The organism is Pseudomonas sp. ASL4 (genome assembly GCF_056680395.1).
On the sequence record NZ_CM155280.1, the window covers coordinates 7120760 to 7136278 of the forward strand.

Below are 15519 nucleotides of genomic sequence, written 5' to 3' on the forward strand. Positions count from 1 at the left end.
CCTCATTTAGCGTCTTTGCTAACGGTATTGAGCAGGAATTTACCGATCAAGTCCTCGAGCACCAGCGACGACTGGGTGTCGTGGATGGTTCCACCATCCTTGAGCAAGGCTTGTTCCCCGCCCACGCTGATACCGATGTACTTCTCGCCCAACAGGCCAGCCGTCAGGATAGATGCAGTGGAGTCAGTCGGCAGATTATCTACGCGCTTTTCCAATTGCATGGTCACCCGGCCGGTGAAACTGTCGCGGTCCAGATCGATCGCCGTAACCTTGCCGATAGTCACACCGGCCATGGTCACTTTAGCTCTGACAGTCAAACCGGCGATATTGTCGAAGTAGGCATAAAGTTTATACGTATCGGTGTTTGCGGTCGGGGACAGGCCACTGACCCGCAACGCAAGCAGCAACAAAGCCAGGATGCCAGCCAGCAAGAAAAGGCCGACACCGATTTCCAGGGTGCGGTTTTGCATCAGAAATCTCCAAACATCAGGGCGGTCAAAATAAAGTCCAGGCCGAGCACTGCCAAAGAGGCATACACCACGGTCTTGGTTGTGGCACGACTGATCCCCTCGGAAGTAGGCTCGCAATCATAGCCTTGGAATACGGCAATCCAGGTCACGACAAAGGCGAAGACGACACTTTTGATGATGCCGTTGAGCACATCACCATTGAACGTCACGCTGTTCTGCATGTTCGCCCAGTAGGAGCCGTCATAGACACCCAGCCAGTCGACTGCCACCCACGAACCGCCCCAGATCCCGACGACGCTGAAAATCATCGCCAGCACCGGCAGGGAAATGAAACCGGCCCACAGGCGCGGGGCAATGATGTACTTGAGCGGGTCGACGCCAATCATTTCCAGACTGGACAACTGCTCGGTGGACTTCATGTTGCCGATTTCGGCAGTCAGGGCCGAACCTGCGCGCCCGGCAAACAGCAATGCAGTCACCACCGGCCCCAGTTCACGCAGCAACGTCAGGGCAACCATCTGCCCGACAGCCTGTTCCGAACCGTAGCTGGACAGGATATTGAAGCCTTGCAGCGCCAACACCATGCCGATGAACACCCCGGAGACGACGATGATCACCAGGGACATCACGCCGACCGAATGCAATTGCTTGATCAGCAAACCAAAACCGCCGCCAATACCGCCGCGGCTAAACAATGCGTGAAACAGGAAAATCGTCGCCCGCCCGAACACCCCGACGGCATCGATAGCCCCGTGGCCGAACCGGCGCACTTTTTCTATCAGTGAAATCTTGCGCATCAGCGCTTCCCCAGAAGATCTGCGCGGTAATCCGTCGCTGGAAAGTGATAGGCGACCGGACCATCGGGGTCACCTGTCATGAATTGACGGATACGTGGCTCCTGAGAATTCATCAATTCGTCAGGCGTGCCCTGCCCCAGCACTTGCCCATCACCCACTACATAAATGTAATCGGCAATGCTCGCGGTCTCTGCCAGATCGTGGGAGACCACGATGCTGGTGATGCCCAACGCATCGTTGAGCAGACGGATCAGGCGCACCAGTACGCCCATGGCGATCGGGTCCTGCCCCACAAAGGGCTCGTCATACATGAGGATTTGCGGATCGAGGGCAATCGCTCGCGCCAGCGCGACACGACGCTTCATGCCACCAGACAGTTCGTCGGGCATGAGATCGATGGCGCCGCGCAAGCCAACGGCCTGCAATTTAAGCAGGACGATGTCACGGATCATTTCTTCCGGCAGCTCGGTATGAACCCGTAGCGGGAAGGCGACGTTCTCGAACACATCCAGATCGGTAAACAACGCCCCGCTCTGGAACAGCACACCCATGTGCTTGCGCGCATCGAACAAATCGCTGCGCGACAACTTGGGCAGGTTCTGACCGTTGACCCAGACTTCACCGCTATTAGGTCGCAACTGGGCGCCCATCAGCCGTAACAGGGTGGTCTTGCCACACCCGGAAGGCCCCATGATACCGGTGACCTTGCCGCGTGGGATGCGGATATCGACGTTATTGAAAATGCTGCGCGCACCGCGCTTGAAGGTCAGTCCCTTCAGCTCGACCGCGTAGGCGTTATCGGCACTCATCTAAACTCCTTGCGATGCAGCCTCTCACTCGGACGCCTGGCTTTCTGACGAAAGCACATACCTCCCCGGGCAGGCCGAACTGGCGGCGAACTATATCACTGCAATAGCCAAGCGCCCAAGGCCCAAGCCGGGGCATGTTCAGCAAGAGGACAGGCAAAAAGCCGCATTTGGAGTATTTCGGTAACAGGTATTAACAAAGCACGACGAACTAACGTGAGGGTTTCGATCATTACCGCTATAATCGCCGCCTTTTCATCGGGCTATACGATTCTGACATGAGCCAATCAAGCGACCTGATTCAATCGGCACAACGTACCATCCGCCTCGAAGTGGAAGCCGTACAAGGCTTACTGCCCCATATCGACGCTGATTTCGTACGCGCTTGCGAGATGATTCTGGCCAGCAAAGGCCGCGTAGTCGTGGTCGGCATGGGCAAGTCGGGGCATATCGGTAACAAAATTGCCGCCACCCTGGCCAGCACCGGCACCACGGCGTTTTTCGTACACCCGGCCGAAGCCAGTCATGGCGACATGGGCATGATCACCAAAGATGACATCATCCTGGCGCTCTCAAACTCCGGCTCTACCAATGAAATCGTCACATTGCTGCCGCTGATCAAGCGTCTGGGCATCCAGTTGATCAGCATGACCGGCAATCCCGATTCGCCATTGGCCAAGGCTGCCGAGGTCAACCTCAACGTTCACGTGGAGCACGAAGCCTGCCCGCTGAACCTGGCGCCGACCTCATCGACCACCGCCGCGCTGGTCATGGGCGATGCCCTGGCCGTGGCGCTGCTCGAAGCCCGCGGTTTTACCGCAGAAGACTTCGCATTTTCCCACCCGGGCGGCGCGCTCGGCCGACGCTTACTACTAAAAGTGGAAAACGTCATGCACGCCGGCGAAGAGTTGCCGCAAGTCCAGCGTGGCACGCTACTCAAGGATGCCCTGATGGAAATGACCCGCAAGGGCCTGGGCATGACCGTCATTCTGGAAGCCGACGGCAAGCTGGCTGGGATTTTCACTGACGGCGACTTGCGCCGCTCCCTGGATCGCACGATCGACATTCACCGGGCGACCATCGATGAAGTGATGACCGCTCACGGCAAGACCGCACGCGCCGAGATGCTTGCCGCCGAAGCCCTGAAGATCATGGAAGACAACAAAATCAGCGCACTGGTAGTGGTCGACAGCGAAGACCGTCCGGTCGGCGCCTTGAACATGCACGATTTGCTGCGTGCAGGAGTAATGTAATGAGCAACGACCTGCTGCAACGCGGCAAACAAATCAAACTGGCCGTGTTCGACGTCGATGGCGTCCTGACCGACGGGCGCCTGTACTTCCTCGAAGACGGCAGTGAATTCAAGACATTCAGCACCCTCGACGGCCAAGGCATCAAGATGTTGATGGCAGCCGGCGTGCAGACCGCTATCATCAGCGGCCGCAAGACCCCTGTGGTCGAACGGCGGGCAAAAAACCTCGGCATTCCACACCTCTACCAGGGTCGCGAAGACAAACTGGTGGTACTCGACGAGCTTCTTGCCCAACTCAACCTAAGCTATGAACAAGTTGCCTACCTCGGTGACGACCTGCCTGACCTGCCGGTGATTCGCCGCGTCGGGCTGGGCATGGCGGTGGCCAATGCCGCCAGTTTCGTGCGCGAACACGCCCACGGCATCACCCTGGCCCGTGGCGGCGAAGGTGCTGCCCGCGAATTCTGCGAACTGATCCTGCGCGCCCAGGGCCGCCTCGATGCGGCTAACGCCGCGTACCTGTGAGCCCATTATGCTGAGCAAAAAGTTTCGCAATTTCTTGATGTTCTGTTGCATCGCCGCGATATTCGCAGCGGTCGGCTACTGGAACATCAGCCCGGAACGCTTCCTCGACAAGCCAGTGGCCAAGGTCGATGTCAGCCAGATCGACTATTACGCACTCAACGCCCACAGCGTGCAGTACCTGCCGGACGGCGGCTTGCAGTACGACTTGACGTCCGACAAGGTCGAACACCTCAAGGCGAGCGATGTGTCACTGCTGACCAACCCCGACCTGAACATGTACCGCGGCACCGAGTTTCCGTGGCATGTCACAAGCTTGCGTGGCGAGGTGAATCCGGACGGCACTCAGGTAGAGCTGATCGACTCGGTACGTATCGCACGGACCGATGAAAAGAACCGCGAGATGATTATTACCAGTACTCGCATGACAGTGTTCCCGCAGCAGCAATATGCGCAGACCGAGCAACCCGTTAGAATCGACGGCGCTGGCGGTGTATCGACTGGCAACGGAATGAAAGCGTATTTGAAAGAAAGCAGGATACACCTGCTATCGAACGTAAGAGGACAGTATGAGGCTCGTTAAAACCCTCCCTATTTTGCTCAGTCTGGGCGCAGCACTGGGAAGCGTGAGCGCCTGGGCTCTGCCGGACGATAGTACGAAACCGATCCGTATCCAGGCCGACGATGCCCAGCTCGATGACAAGCAAGGTATCGCCACCTATAAAGGTGATGTAATCATCACCCAGGGTTCGATGAAGGTTACCGGCAATACCGTGACCATCACTCGTACAAAGGATGGCCAGATCGATGTCGTAACGTCGGTGGGCAACCTGGCGTACTTCGAGCAGTTGCAAAAAACCACCTCCCCACAGCCAGTCAAAGGCTATGGCAAGACTGTCCAGTACCATGCCCAGCAAAACCGCATCGTGCTGATCGATCAAGCCAAAGTCATCAGCGATGACGGCAGCACCACCGAAGGCGAGAAAATCGTCTACGACACGGTGAAACAGGTGGCTACGGCCGGCCGCGCCACTGGCTCGCCGATCACAACGCCGCGCCAACGGATCGACATGGTGATCCCGCCGAAGCAGAAGGCCCAGTAATGGCAACTCTGAAAGCCCAGCATCTGGCCAAGAGCTACAAGAGCCGCCAGGTCGTGCGTGACGTCAGCCTGTCCATCGACAGCGGTCAGATCGTCGGCCTGCTTGGCCCGAACGGCGCCGGCAAGACCACCTGCTTTTACATGATCGTTGGCCTGGTACAAGCCGACCAGGGTCGCGTACTGATCGACGATCTGGACGTCAGCCACCAGCCGATGCACGGTCGTGCAAAGGCCGGTATCGGCTATCTTCCGCAAGAAGCGTCGATCTTCCGCAAACTCTCGGTCGCCGACAACATCATGGCCATCCTCGAGACCCGCAAGGAACTCGACAAGGCCGCTCGCCGCAAAGAGCTGGAAAGCCTGCTGCAGGAATTCCACATCAGCCACATCCGTGACAACCTCGGCATGAGCCTGTCCGGTGGTGAACGACGCCGAGTGGAAATCGCCCGGGCCTTGGCCACCAACCCGAAATTCATCCTGCTCGACGAACCTTTCGCCGGTGTAGACCCGATTTCGGTTGGCGACATCAAGCAGATCATCCATCACCTCAAGGCCAAAGGCATTGGCGTGCTGATCACCGACCACAACGTCCGTGAAACACTGGATATCTGCGAAACCGCCTACATCGTCAACGATGGTCAGCTAATTGCCGAAGGTGACTCCGCCACCATCCTGGCCAACGAACTGGTCAAGGAAGTGTATCTGGGCCACGAGTTCCGCCTGTAAGCACCGAGGTGTCTGGCTAGTCGACAGAGCGCATGGCGCAATTAACACATCGCTGTGTTTTTTATTGTTACGGCGCTCTAGGCAAACACTTCAGTTTCAGGCATATAATTTGCTTAAGTTTGGCGCTTCGGCGCCCTGTAGTGGATGGCGCATGCGCGCCGGCGAATAAGGTGTTAAGCCCCTGCCATGAAACCATCGCTAGTCTTGAGAATGGGCCAGCAGCTGACGATGACACCTCAGCTGCAACAGGCCATCCGCCTGCTCCAATTGTCGACCCTGGACCTGCAACAGGAAATCCAGGAGGCCCTGGAGTCCAATCCGATGCTCGAACGCCAGGAAGAAGGCGACGACTTCGATAACGCCGACCCATTGGCCGACAAAGCCGAACAACCACCCAACGCCGACATTCAGGAACCCTCCTACCAGGAAACCGCCCCGACGGTGGATAACCTCGAGGAAGGGGACTGGAACGAGCGCATTCCCAACGAACTGCCCGTCGATACCGCCTGGGAAGACGTTTACCAGACCAGCGCCAGCAGCCTGCCGAGCAACGATGACGACGAGTGGGATTTCACCACCCGTACATCCGCCGGCGAAAGCCTGCAAAGCCACCTGCTCTGGCAACTGAACCTGGCGCCGATGTCCGACACCGATCGCCTGATCGCCGTGACCTTGATCGATTGCATCAACAATCAGGGCTACCTGGACGAAACCCTCGAGGAAATCCTCGAAGCCTTCGATCCGGAACTGGACATCGAGCTGGACGAAATCGAAGCCGTCCTGCATCGCATCCAGCAATTCGAACCGGCCGGCATCGGCGCCCGCAACCTGGGCGAGTGCCTGTTGCTGCAATTGCGTCAACTGCCCGCCAAAACACCTTGGCTGGCCGAGGCCAAGCGCCTGGTCACCGATTACATCGACCTGCTCGGCAGCCGCGACTACAGCCAACTGATGCGCCGCATGAAGCTCAAGGAAGATGAACTGCGCCAGGTGATCGAGCTGGTCCAGAGCCTGAACCCGCGTCCAGGCTCGCAGATCGAGTCCAGCGAAGCCGAATACGTCGTGCCCGACGTCATCGTGCGCAAGGATAATGAGCGCTGGCTGGTGGAGTTGAATCAAGAGTCAGTGCCAAAGCTGCGGGTCAACGCCCAGTACGCCGGCTTCGTGCGCCGCGCCGACACCAGTGCCGACAACACCTTCATGCGTAATCAGTTGCAGGAAGCCCGCTGGTTCATCAAGAGCCTGCAAAGCCGTAACGAAACCCTGATGAAAGTCGCCACCCAGATCGTCGAGCACCAGCGCGGTTTCCTGGAGTACGGCGACGAAGCCATGAAGCCGCTGGTCCTGCATGACATCGCCGAAGCGGTGGGCATGCACGAATCGACGATTTCACGGGTGACCACCCAAAAGTTCATGCATACCCCACGGGGCATTTATGAACTGAAATACTTTTTCTCCAGCCATGTCAGCACCTCTGAAGGCGGCGAATGCTCGTCCACAGCGATCCGCGCGATCATCAAAAAACTGGTTGCCGCGGAAAATCAGAAAAAGCCGTTGAGTGACAGCAAGATCGCTGGTTTACTGGAGGCACAAGGCATTCAGGTGGCTCGCCGCACCGTCGCCAAGTACCGCGAGTCCTTAGGGATCGCGCCTTCGAGCGAACGCAAGCGGTTGATGTAAGCCACGCCACAGCGTTCCAGTGGCAGGTACCTTTACCTGCCGCTTTATGCACTGGCAACGAAGGAGAAGCTGTATGCAAGTCAACATCAGTGGACACCAACTGGAAGTGACCGAACCCCTGCGCACCTACATCGGCGAAAAACTCGACCGATTAGAGAGGCATTTCGACAAGATCACCAACGTGCAAGTCACGATGACCGTCGAGAAGCTGCTGCAGAAAATCGAAGCCACGCTGCATATCCCCGGCGGAGAAGTGGTCGCCAATGCCGAGCATAACGACATGTATGCCGCTATTGACCTACTGACCGACAAGCTGGATCGCCAACTTAAAAAGCATAAGGAAAAGACCCAGAGCCTCCTTCAGGGCGCAACCGGTCGTTAACACTCCCAACCCATGATCCGACTTGAAAGTATCCTGACCCCCGGCCGTTCCCTCGTGAAAGTGCCGGGCGGCAGTAAAAAGAAAGCCCTCGAACAAATTGCCAACCTGATCGCCCGGGAAGTCCCGGATCTGGAGATGCAAGATGTCTTCGAGGCTCTGATTGCCCGTGAAAAACTCGGTTCCACCGGTTTTGGCAACGGCATTGCTATCCCCCACTGTCGCCTGAAGGGCTGCACCTCGCCCATCAGTGCCTTGATGCACCTTGACGCACCTATCGATTTCGACGCCATCGACGGCGCTCCGGTTGACCTGCTGTTCGTGCTGCTGGTCCCGCAAGCCGCCACCGATGCGCACCTGGAATTACTGCGCCAGATCGCCAGCATGCTTGATCGCAAGGAAGTACGCGAAAAACTGCGCAGTGCCCCGAGCAACGAAGCCTTGTATCAGGTTGTCCTGAGCGAGCAAAACGGTCACTAATCATGCGTTTGATCATTGTCAGTGGCCGCTCCGGCTCAGGTAAAAGTACTGCACTCGATGTCCTTGAGGACAACGGCTACTACTGCATCGACAACCTGCCGGCCGGCCTGCTGCCGGAGTTGGCCGAACGCGCGCTGATTCATACAGAGCTGGCTCAGCCGCTGGTCGCCGTTTCCATCGACGCCCGCAACCTGCCCAGTCACCTGACGCGATTCCCCGAATTACTTGAAGAAGTTCGCGGTCGGCATATCCAATGCGATGTGCTGTATCTGGACGCCGATGAAGAAACCCTGCTCAAGCGTTTCTCGGAAACCCGCCGCCGTCACCCGCTGAGCACCGCCAACCGCTCATTGGCCGAGGCGATAGAAGACGAAACTCAACTGCTGGGGCCGATTGCAGACCTGGCCGACCTCAAGGTCAACACCACCAACCTGAACCTGTACCAACTGCGCGACACCATCAAGCTGCGCCTGTTGAATCAGCCTGAGCCCGGCACGGCGTTCCTGGTGGAGTCTTTCGGGTTCAAGCGTGGCATGCCAGTAGATGCCGACGTGGTGTTCGATGTGCGCTGCCTGCCCAATCCTTATTGGAAACCGGAGCTGCGCGCACAGTCCGGGCTCGATCAACCGGTAGCCGAATACCTGGCAGCACAGCCGGACGTCGAAGAAATGTTCCAGGACATTTATGGTTATCTGTTCAAGTGGCTTCCGCGTTTTGCTGCCAGCAATCGCGCTTACGTCACCATCGCCATTGGCTGTACCGGCGGTCATCACCGCTCCGTCTACCTGACCGAACGTCTGGGCCAGGCCCTGCAACAATCCCTGAAGAACGTCCAGGTTCGCCACCGCGACCTCAGCTAAAGGATTCACAACGCGATGCCTGCTCTGGAAATTGAAATCATCAACAAACTGGGCCTGCATGCCCGTGCTTCAGCGAAATTCGTTGGGGTTGCCGGTCAGTTTCCCTGCCAGATCAGAGCGGGACGCACCCCGCAAGCCATGGTCGATGGCAAAAGCATCATGGCCATGATGATGCTCGCCGCCGGCAAGGGCAGCAAAATCCATCTGAGTACTGAAGGTGAGCAAGAGCAAGAAGCGCTGGATGCACTGGTGGCGCTGATCAATAACTTCTTCGACGAAGGCGAATAAATCAAAAAATCGCAGCCCTCGGCAGCCCCGCTCCCTATCTCGTAGGAGCTGCCGAAGGCTGCGATCTTTTTCAAGCCAGTGCCGTATCCATCACCATCATCAAACAAAACCCCAGCAGCAACCCCAGACTCGCCAGTTTGTCGTGACCATTACGCCGCGACTCTGGGATGATTTCATGGGTCACCACCAGCAGCATCGCCCCGGCCGCCAGCGCCAAACCCAATGGCAACAACAATTCAGCCAGGCTAACCAGCCACGCACATAACAGTGCGAAGACCGGCTCTACCAGCCCTGACGCAGCACCGATCAGGAACGCCTTGGCCCGCGACATCCCGGCCCCGGCCAATATCAACGCGATCACCAGCCCTTCGGGTACGTCTTGCAAGGCGATACCCATGGCCAGGCTGTCGGCGTCGGGCATACCGCCGCCGGCCGAAACCCCGACCGCCATGCCCTCGGGAATGTTGTGGGCGATGATGGCGAACACAAACAGCCAGATTCGCGGTGGAATCACCGGTCGCTGCAAGGTGCCGACGAGCATTTCCGGGCTGGCCCCGGAAACCTTGCGATCCACCAGAAACAGCCCGAATGCGCCGAACATGATACCGAAGCTGATTAGTCCACTGGCCGCCCAAGGCGTCAGCCCCAGGCTTTCGGCCGCAGAAATGCCCGGGACGATTAGCGAGAACGCGGTCGCCGCGAGCATCACCCCGGCACCGAAACCGAGCAGGGTATCGCTGAGCGTCCGCGGCATGCGCCGAATCACCAGCACCGGCACCGCCCCCAGCGCAGTACCCAAGGCGCAGATCACCCCTCCTTGCAGGGCACGCGACAGCTTCGGTTCCAGGTCTAGCCATGCCAACCCTTGGGCTGCCAACAACGTCATACCCGCCAGCAGTAACAACGATCCCAGTGCGTAACGAAACATTCGTCCACTTCCGATCGCCAATGTTTCAGTGCCCATAGTCGGCCTTGGATTCTTGTTATCGATGACTTAAACCAGTGCAGCCTGATAGCGCGCCGCGACTTCAGGCCAATTAATCACGTTGTAGAACGCGTTGATGTATTCCGGTCGACGGTTCTGATAGCGCAGGTAATAAGCGTGCTCCCAGACGTCGAGGCCGAGGATGGGCGTGTTGCCATTCATCAACGGGCTGTCCTGATTGCCGCTACTCTCCACGATCAGGGTCTTTTGCGGCGTGACGCTCAACCACGCCCAGCCACTGCCGAAACGCGTCAACGCTGCTTTGGTGAACGCCTCTTTAAAACGATCCAGGCCACCCAGTTGCTCATCAATAGCCTCGGCCAGCGCACCGTCAGGCTTGCCTCCAGCATTGGGCGCCATGACTTCCCAGAACAGCGAATGGTTGGCGTGGCCGCCGCCCTGATTAATCACCGCTGCGCGAAGCTTTTCCGGGAGTTGCTGGACGCTGGCCACCAGTTTTTCCACCGACCATTCGGCAAACTCGGTGCCTTCGACGGCCGCGTTGAGGTTGTTGATATAGGTCTGGTGGTGCTTGGTGTAGTGGATTTCCATGGTCTGCGCATCGATATGCGGTTCCAGGGCGTCGTAGGCGTAGGGCAAGGCAGGCAAGGTAAAAGCCATGTTCAATGGACTCCATGTTGATGAGAGGCGGGCTGATGCCGGGGCGATGCAGCATCCATGTGCAACAGCCGATGGGTGCGCGGGTATTCGCCGTACTCACTGATGAAATTCAGCAGTTCGACGTAGGTCTTGCTGCTCTGGCGCAACGCCGCCTCGCGCAGCGCCGGAGCCAGTCGCGCGTCCTGCATCGTCTGCAACAACCGTTGATGGATGGCGCACAGGTACTCGGCGCTCTCCTCCGGCTGGTTCAGACGCAAGTGCAGATCCGCGAGGTTGTGGTGAGAAATCACGCAAGCAGCCACCGCTTCATCGGCATCCGCCCAACGCTCAAACAACACCTGGGCCAGCGCCAGTGCCTGCAAGTAAGCCTCGCGGGCATCGACGAATTCGCCCAGCATGAAACAGCGATTAGCCCTTTCGATCGTGCGTTTCCAGTGCTCCATGGTGAGCCTCCAAAGCGGTAGCGGTGATTACACGCCGCCTGCGGTGAGCTTTTCTGGATTGAGCAACTCTTCCAGCTGGCTGCGCGACAGGTCGGTGTGTTCCAGAGCGATATCAATCACCGGACGGCCCTGCTGATACGCCTTCTTGGCGATCTCAGCGGCTTTTTGGTAACCAATGATCGGGTTGAGTGCGGTAACCAGAATCGGGTTGCGCGACAGCGCTTCCTTGAGCCGGGCCTCGTTGACCTTGAAGCTGGCGATGGCCTTGTCACCCAGCAGACGGCTGGCGTTGGCCAGCAATTCGATGCTGCTCAGCAGGTTTTGGGCGATGATCGGCAGCATCACGTTCAATTCGAAGTTGCCCGACTGGCCGGCGATGGTGATCACCGTGTCGTTGCCGATCACTTGAGCGGCGACCATCGCGGTGGCTTCCGGGATCACCGGGTTGACCTTGCCTGGCATAATCGAGGAGCCAGGCTGTAAGGCTTCGAGTTCGATTTCGCCGAGGCCGGCCAACGGGCCGGAGTTCATCCAGCGCAGGTCGTTGGCGATTTTCATCAGCGACACGGCGGTGGCCTTGAGCTGTCCGGAGACCGCGACCGCCGTGTCCTGCGAGCCGATCAGCGCGAACAGGTCCTTGCCAGGCTTGAATTGCACCTGAGTCAGTTTGCTCAACTGCTGACTGAATCGCGCCGCGAACTCCGGATGCGCGTTGATCCCGGTGCCCACCGCTGTGCCGCCCTGCGCCAGGGATTGCAGGCTCGGTAGCAAATCTTGCAGGTGGCCGATATTGGCCTTGAGCTGTTGCGCCCAACCGTTGAGCACCTGACTCATGCGCACCGGCATGGCATCCATCAGGTGAGTGCGGCCGGTTTTGACGTGATGATGAACCTGCTCGGCCTTGTGCTCGATCACCTGCACCAGATGCACCAGCGTCGGCAGCAATTGCTCGTGCAGCGCCAGTGCGGCACTGACGTGGATGGTGGTCGGAATGATGTCGTTGCTGCTCTGGCCGCAGTTGACGTGATCGTTGGGGTTCACCGGCTCGCCGAGCAGTCGGCTGGCCAGGGTGGCGATCACTTCGTTGGCGTTCATGTTGGAGCTGGTGCCAGAGCCAGTCTGGAAGATATCCACCGGGAAGTGCTGCATAAAGTTGCCTTCGAGCAGCCCTTGCGCCGCGTCGACGATGGCTTTGCCCTGGGACTCGCTGATTTGCTTGAGCTCGACGTTGGCCCCGGCGGCGGCAGCCTTTGCCAGGATCAACGCGCGGATGAACTGCACCGGCATAGGTTTGCCGCTGATCGGGAAGTTATCCACCGCGCGCTGGGTTTGCGCGCCATAGAGGGCGTCTTCGGGGACCTGAAGCTCGCCCATGCTGTCACGTTCGATACGCGTGTTATTCATCGGGAAATCCTTGCACCAGTTCTATGAGAGGAATCGAAGGCTGCAACTCGCAGGTCGCCAGTTGCCAGGTGTAGCTTTGCCAGCGCTTGAGGCGGCACTTACACAGGGAGAGGCGTTCCAGTTCGCGCAATGGGCGCCAGGCCTGGTCGAGGCAGAAGGTGCGCCAGTGCCACGGCAGCGCGACATCGGCGGCGGTGTCGAGCAACAAACGGAAGGAAGTTTCGGCGATGGTCCAGGGAGACGTTGCCGTGCAACAGGCCAGATACCGACCTTCGGCCAGGTAATGGTCGATCAGGCGAGGCTCATCGGGGTCCATCGCGCAACGGATCTGGCGACTCATCCAGCGCCAGCTTTCGAGGTAAGGCTGCTCGTGCAAGGCAGAACTCATGATCCGGGCTCATTCGGTAATGAGATTTATTATTAGATGATAATGAGAACCAAAACAACCCCGAGAAATTAGATGAGATCCATTGTGGGAGCGAGCTTGCTCGCGATGACGGTCGACCATTCAACATATGTGTCGTCTGACACACTGCTATCGTGAGCAAGCTCGCTCCCACAGGGGACGGTGTGAACGCCATAAAAAAAGGCGCGCCATCCGTTTGGATGACGCGCCTTTTTGTGTAACGGTGTGGGTCAGCTACCCGCCACCGTCATCCGCTCGATCAACACCGAACCGGTGCGAATGTTGCTGCGCAGTTCCAGGTCATTCCCCACGGCAACGATCTGTTTGAACATGTCGCGCATGTTGCCGGCGATCGTGACTTCCTGGACCGCGAACTGGATTTCACCGTTCTCGACCCAGAAACCCGCCGCGCCACGGGAGTAATCGCCGGTGACCATGTTCAAGCCGTGGCCCATCAACTCGGTGACCAGCAGACCACGCCCCATGCGACGCAACAGGGCAGCCTGATCTTCATCGCCATGGGTCACGAACAGGTTGTGCACGCCGCCCGCGTTGGCGGTGCTCGGCATTCCCAGCTTGCGTCCGGAATAGGTACCGAGGATGTACGACACCAATACGCCGTTCTCGACGAACGGTTTGGCATAGGTCGCCAAGCCATCGCCATCGAACGCCGAACTGCCCATCGCCTGCATCAGGTGCGGACGCTCATCAAGGGTCAGCCATTCCGGGAACAACTTCTGACCCAGCGTGCCTTCAAGGAACGATGACTTGCGATACAGACTGCCGCCAGACACTGCCGACAGGAAGCTGCCGAACAACCCACCGGCCAACTCGGCCGAAAACAGCACCGGCACTTCGCAAGTTGGCACCGGACGCGCGCCCAAACGGCTCGCTGCCCGTTGCGCGGCACGCTGGCCAATGCTCACCGGGTCAGCCAGCAAAGTGCCCTGACGGCTCACGTCGTACCAATAATCGCGCTGCATCTGGCCTTCGGCCTCGGCGATCATCACGCAGCTCAGGCTGTGGCGGGTCGACGCATAACCGCCGATAAACCCGTGGCTGTTGCCGTAAACGCGGCAGCCCTGGTGGGTGCTGAGGGTAGTGCCGTCGGCGTTCTTGATCCGGCTATCGGTGGCAAATGCCGCCGCTTCACAGGTCAGGGCCATCTCGATGGCTTGCTCGGGGGTGATGTCCCATTGGTGGAACAGGTCGAAATCGTGCAGATCCTTGGCCATCAGCGCGGCGTCGGCCAGGCCTGAGGCTTCGTCTTCAGAGGTGTGCTTGGCGATGGCCAGTGCGGCAGCAACGGTTTCGCGAATCGCTTCCGGACCGCTGGCCGAAGTGCTGGCCGATCCTTTGCGCTGGCCAACGTACAAGGTGATGCCAAAGCCCTGATCGCGATTGAATTCGACGGTTTCGACTTCTCGCTGACGAACCGATGTCGACAGGCCTTGTTCCAGCGAGACCGCGACTTCACAGGCGCTGGCGCCTTGGCGCTTGGCTTCAGCAATGATCTGCTCGACTTGCTCTTGCAGTGCCGGCAACGCTTGTGGGCCGACGCTTTCAACTGCACTCATGCTGTTCTCCACTCAAATTCTGCTTTCGGCTAGGGCCTTCGAGCGACCGGGCCGGACAAGCGGCCCCCGACTGGTTATCATGGCGGCGTTTCTTTGCGGACGGCCACCATGGTTGATTCTTACGACGACTCCCTCGATACGGGAGAAAAAAGCAAATCCCAGGTTAAACGCGAGCTGCATGCTCTGGTTGACCTTGGCGAGCGCCTTACAACACTCAAGCCTGACTTGCTGGCAAAACTGCCGTTGACCGACGCTATGCGCCGGGCCCTGGCCGATGCGCCCAAGCACACCGCGAATATCGCGCGTAAACGGCACCTTATGTTCATCGGCAAACTGATGCGCGACCAGGACACTGACGCCATTCTGACCTTGCTCGATCAACTCGATGCCTCCACCCGGCAGTACAACGAACGTTTCCACGGCCTGGAACGCTGGCGCGATCGCTTGATCGCAGGCGACGACGCGGTCCTGGAGAAATTCGTTGTCGATTACCCGGAGGCTGATCGTCAACAGTTGCGCTCCCTGATCCGTCAGGCCCAGCACGAACTGGCGACCAACAAGCCACCGGCATCGAGCCGTAAAATGTTCAAGTACATCCGTGAGCTGGACGAGACTCAACGCGGTCTGCGTTAAGTTATCGCGGCCCCTGTAGGAGCTGCCGCTGGCTGCGATCTTTTGACGTTGGTTTTGCAAAATCAAAATCAGGATCAAAAGATCGCAG

20 protein-coding genes are annotated in these 15519 nt (G+C 58.5%); 11 read left to right on the plus strand and 9 right to left on the minus strand.

Annotated features, from left to right (window positions below):
* Positions 1 to 2 precede the first annotated feature (2 nt).
* Genes mlaD through AC1MEW_RS32640 form a run of 3 tightly spaced genes read right to left on the minus strand, consistent with a single transcriptional unit; the run spans position 3 to position 2076 of the window.
* Positions 3 to 470, minus strand: coding sequence for an outer membrane lipid asymmetry maintenance protein MlaD (gene mlaD, locus AC1MEW_RS32630; RefSeq protein ID WP_201195787.1), 468 nt, complete (start codon positions 468 to 470; stop codon positions 3 to 5).
* A complete protein-coding gene (gene mlaE, locus AC1MEW_RS32635) occupies positions 470 to 1267 on the minus strand; it encodes a lipid asymmetry maintenance ABC transporter permease subunit MlaE (protein ID WP_201200594.1) in 798 nt (265 codons plus the stop codon). The genes mlaD and mlaE overlap by 1 nt, the downstream gene beginning before the upstream one ends.
* Positions 1267 to 2076, minus strand: a complete 810-nt coding sequence (locus tag AC1MEW_RS32640) for an ATP-binding cassette domain-containing protein (RefSeq protein WP_201200590.1) — start codon at positions 2074 to 2076, stop codon at positions 1267 to 1269. The genes mlaE and AC1MEW_RS32640 overlap by 1 nt, the downstream gene beginning before the upstream one ends.
* A 275-nt stretch (positions 2077 to 2351) precedes the next feature.
* Between AC1MEW_RS32640 and AC1MEW_RS32645 the strand changes: the two genes are divergently transcribed.
* The 10 genes from AC1MEW_RS32645 to AC1MEW_RS32690 all read left to right on the plus strand — a co-directional run bounded on the left by AC1MEW_RS32645 (position 2352) and on the right by AC1MEW_RS32690 (position 9362).
* Complete coding sequence (locus AC1MEW_RS32645) at positions 2352 to 3326, plus strand: KpsF/GutQ family sugar-phosphate isomerase (protein ID WP_480424915.1); 975 nt, start codon at positions 2352 to 2354, stop codon at positions 3324 to 3326.
* Positions 3326 to 3850 (plus strand): KdsC family phosphatase, encoded by a 525-nt coding sequence (locus AC1MEW_RS32650; RefSeq protein WP_201195792.1) that lies wholly within the window; start codon positions 3326 to 3328, stop codon positions 3848 to 3850. The genes AC1MEW_RS32645 and AC1MEW_RS32650 overlap by 1 nt, the downstream gene beginning before the upstream one ends.
* Positions 3851 to 3857: 7 nt before the next feature.
* A complete protein-coding gene (lptC, locus tag AC1MEW_RS32655; RefSeq protein ID WP_201195794.1) occupies positions 3858 to 4430 on the plus strand; it encodes an LPS export ABC transporter periplasmic protein LptC in 573 nt (190 codons plus the stop codon).
* A complete protein-coding gene (gene lptA / locus AC1MEW_RS32660) occupies positions 4417 to 4950 on the plus strand; it encodes a lipopolysaccharide transport periplasmic protein LptA (RefSeq protein ID WP_201200585.1) in 534 nt (177 codons plus the stop codon). The genes lptC and lptA overlap by 14 nt, the downstream gene beginning before the upstream one ends.
* Positions 4950 to 5675: an LPS export ABC transporter ATP-binding protein gene (gene lptB / locus AC1MEW_RS32665; RefSeq protein WP_201195796.1), complete on the plus strand. Its 726-nt coding sequence runs from the start codon at positions 4950 to 4952 to the stop codon at positions 5673 to 5675. Before lptA ends, lptB begins: the two co-directional genes overlap by 1 nt.
* Before the next feature lie 186 nt (positions 5676 to 5861).
* Positions 5862 to 7355, plus strand: a complete 1494-nt coding sequence (locus tag AC1MEW_RS32670) for an RNA polymerase factor sigma-54 (protein ID WP_109787870.1) — start codon at positions 5862 to 5864, stop codon at positions 7353 to 7355.
* A gap of 73 nt (positions 7356 to 7428) precedes the next feature.
* Complete coding sequence (gene hpf / locus AC1MEW_RS32675; protein WP_093226719.1) at positions 7429 to 7737, plus strand: ribosome hibernation-promoting factor, HPF/YfiA family; 309 nt, start codon at positions 7429 to 7431, stop codon at positions 7735 to 7737.
* Positions 7738 to 7749: 12 nt separating this feature from the next.
* Positions 7750 to 8214 (plus strand): PTS IIA-like nitrogen regulatory protein PtsN, encoded by a 465-nt coding sequence (ptsN, locus tag AC1MEW_RS32680; RefSeq protein WP_480424920.1) that lies wholly within the window; start codon positions 7750 to 7752, stop codon positions 8212 to 8214.
* A 2-nt stretch (positions 8215 to 8216) separates the two neighbouring features.
* Entirely contained in the window at positions 8217 to 9074 is an 858-nt protein-coding gene (gene rapZ / locus AC1MEW_RS32685) for an RNase adapter RapZ (protein WP_201200580.1), read from the plus strand.
* A 15-nt stretch (positions 9075 to 9089) separates the two neighbouring features.
* Positions 9090 to 9362 (plus strand): HPr family phosphocarrier protein, encoded by a 273-nt coding sequence (locus AC1MEW_RS32690; RefSeq protein ID WP_201200579.1) that lies wholly within the window; start codon positions 9090 to 9092, stop codon positions 9360 to 9362.
* 70 nt (positions 9363 to 9432) lie between these two features.
* Here the strand turns inward: AC1MEW_RS32690 and AC1MEW_RS32695 are convergent, their stop codons facing one another.
* The 6 genes from AC1MEW_RS32695 to pmbA all read right to left on the minus strand — a co-directional run bounded on the left by AC1MEW_RS32695 (position 9433) and on the right by pmbA (position 14798).
* Entirely contained in the window at positions 9433 to 10326 is an 894-nt protein-coding gene (locus AC1MEW_RS32695) for a ZIP family metal transporter (protein ID WP_480424924.1), read from the minus strand.
* A 30-nt stretch (positions 10327 to 10356) separates the two neighbouring features.
* Positions 10357 to 10968, minus strand: coding sequence for a superoxide dismutase (locus AC1MEW_RS32700; RefSeq protein ID WP_480424926.1), 612 nt, complete (start codon positions 10966 to 10968; stop codon positions 10357 to 10359).
* Positions 10969 to 10970: 2 nt separating this feature from the next.
* Complete coding sequence (locus tag AC1MEW_RS32705) at positions 10971 to 11411, minus strand: hypothetical protein (protein ID WP_201200576.1); 441 nt, start codon at positions 11409 to 11411, stop codon at positions 10971 to 10973.
* Positions 11412 to 11438: 27 nt separating this feature from the next.
* Positions 11439 to 12815, minus strand: coding sequence for a class II fumarate hydratase (locus tag AC1MEW_RS32710; RefSeq protein WP_323570502.1), 1377 nt, complete (start codon positions 12813 to 12815; stop codon positions 11439 to 11441).
* Positions 12808 to 13203, minus strand: a complete 396-nt coding sequence (locus AC1MEW_RS32715) for a FagA protein (protein WP_201200574.1) — start codon at positions 13201 to 13203, stop codon at positions 12808 to 12810. The genes AC1MEW_RS32710 and AC1MEW_RS32715 overlap by 8 nt, the downstream gene beginning before the upstream one ends.
* A gap of 248 nt (positions 13204 to 13451) precedes the next feature.
* Positions 13452 to 14798, minus strand: a complete 1347-nt coding sequence (pmbA, locus tag AC1MEW_RS32720; protein ID WP_201200573.1) for a metalloprotease PmbA — start codon at positions 14796 to 14798, stop codon at positions 13452 to 13454.
* A 108-nt stretch (positions 14799 to 14906) separates the two neighbouring features.
* On the opposite strand from pmbA, the gene yjgA reads away from it, so the two are divergent.
* A complete protein-coding gene (gene yjgA, locus AC1MEW_RS32725) occupies positions 14907 to 15431 on the plus strand; it encodes a ribosome biogenesis factor YjgA (RefSeq protein ID WP_201200571.1) in 525 nt (174 codons plus the stop codon).
* The last annotated feature ends 88 nt before the right edge of the window (positions 15432 to 15519 follow it).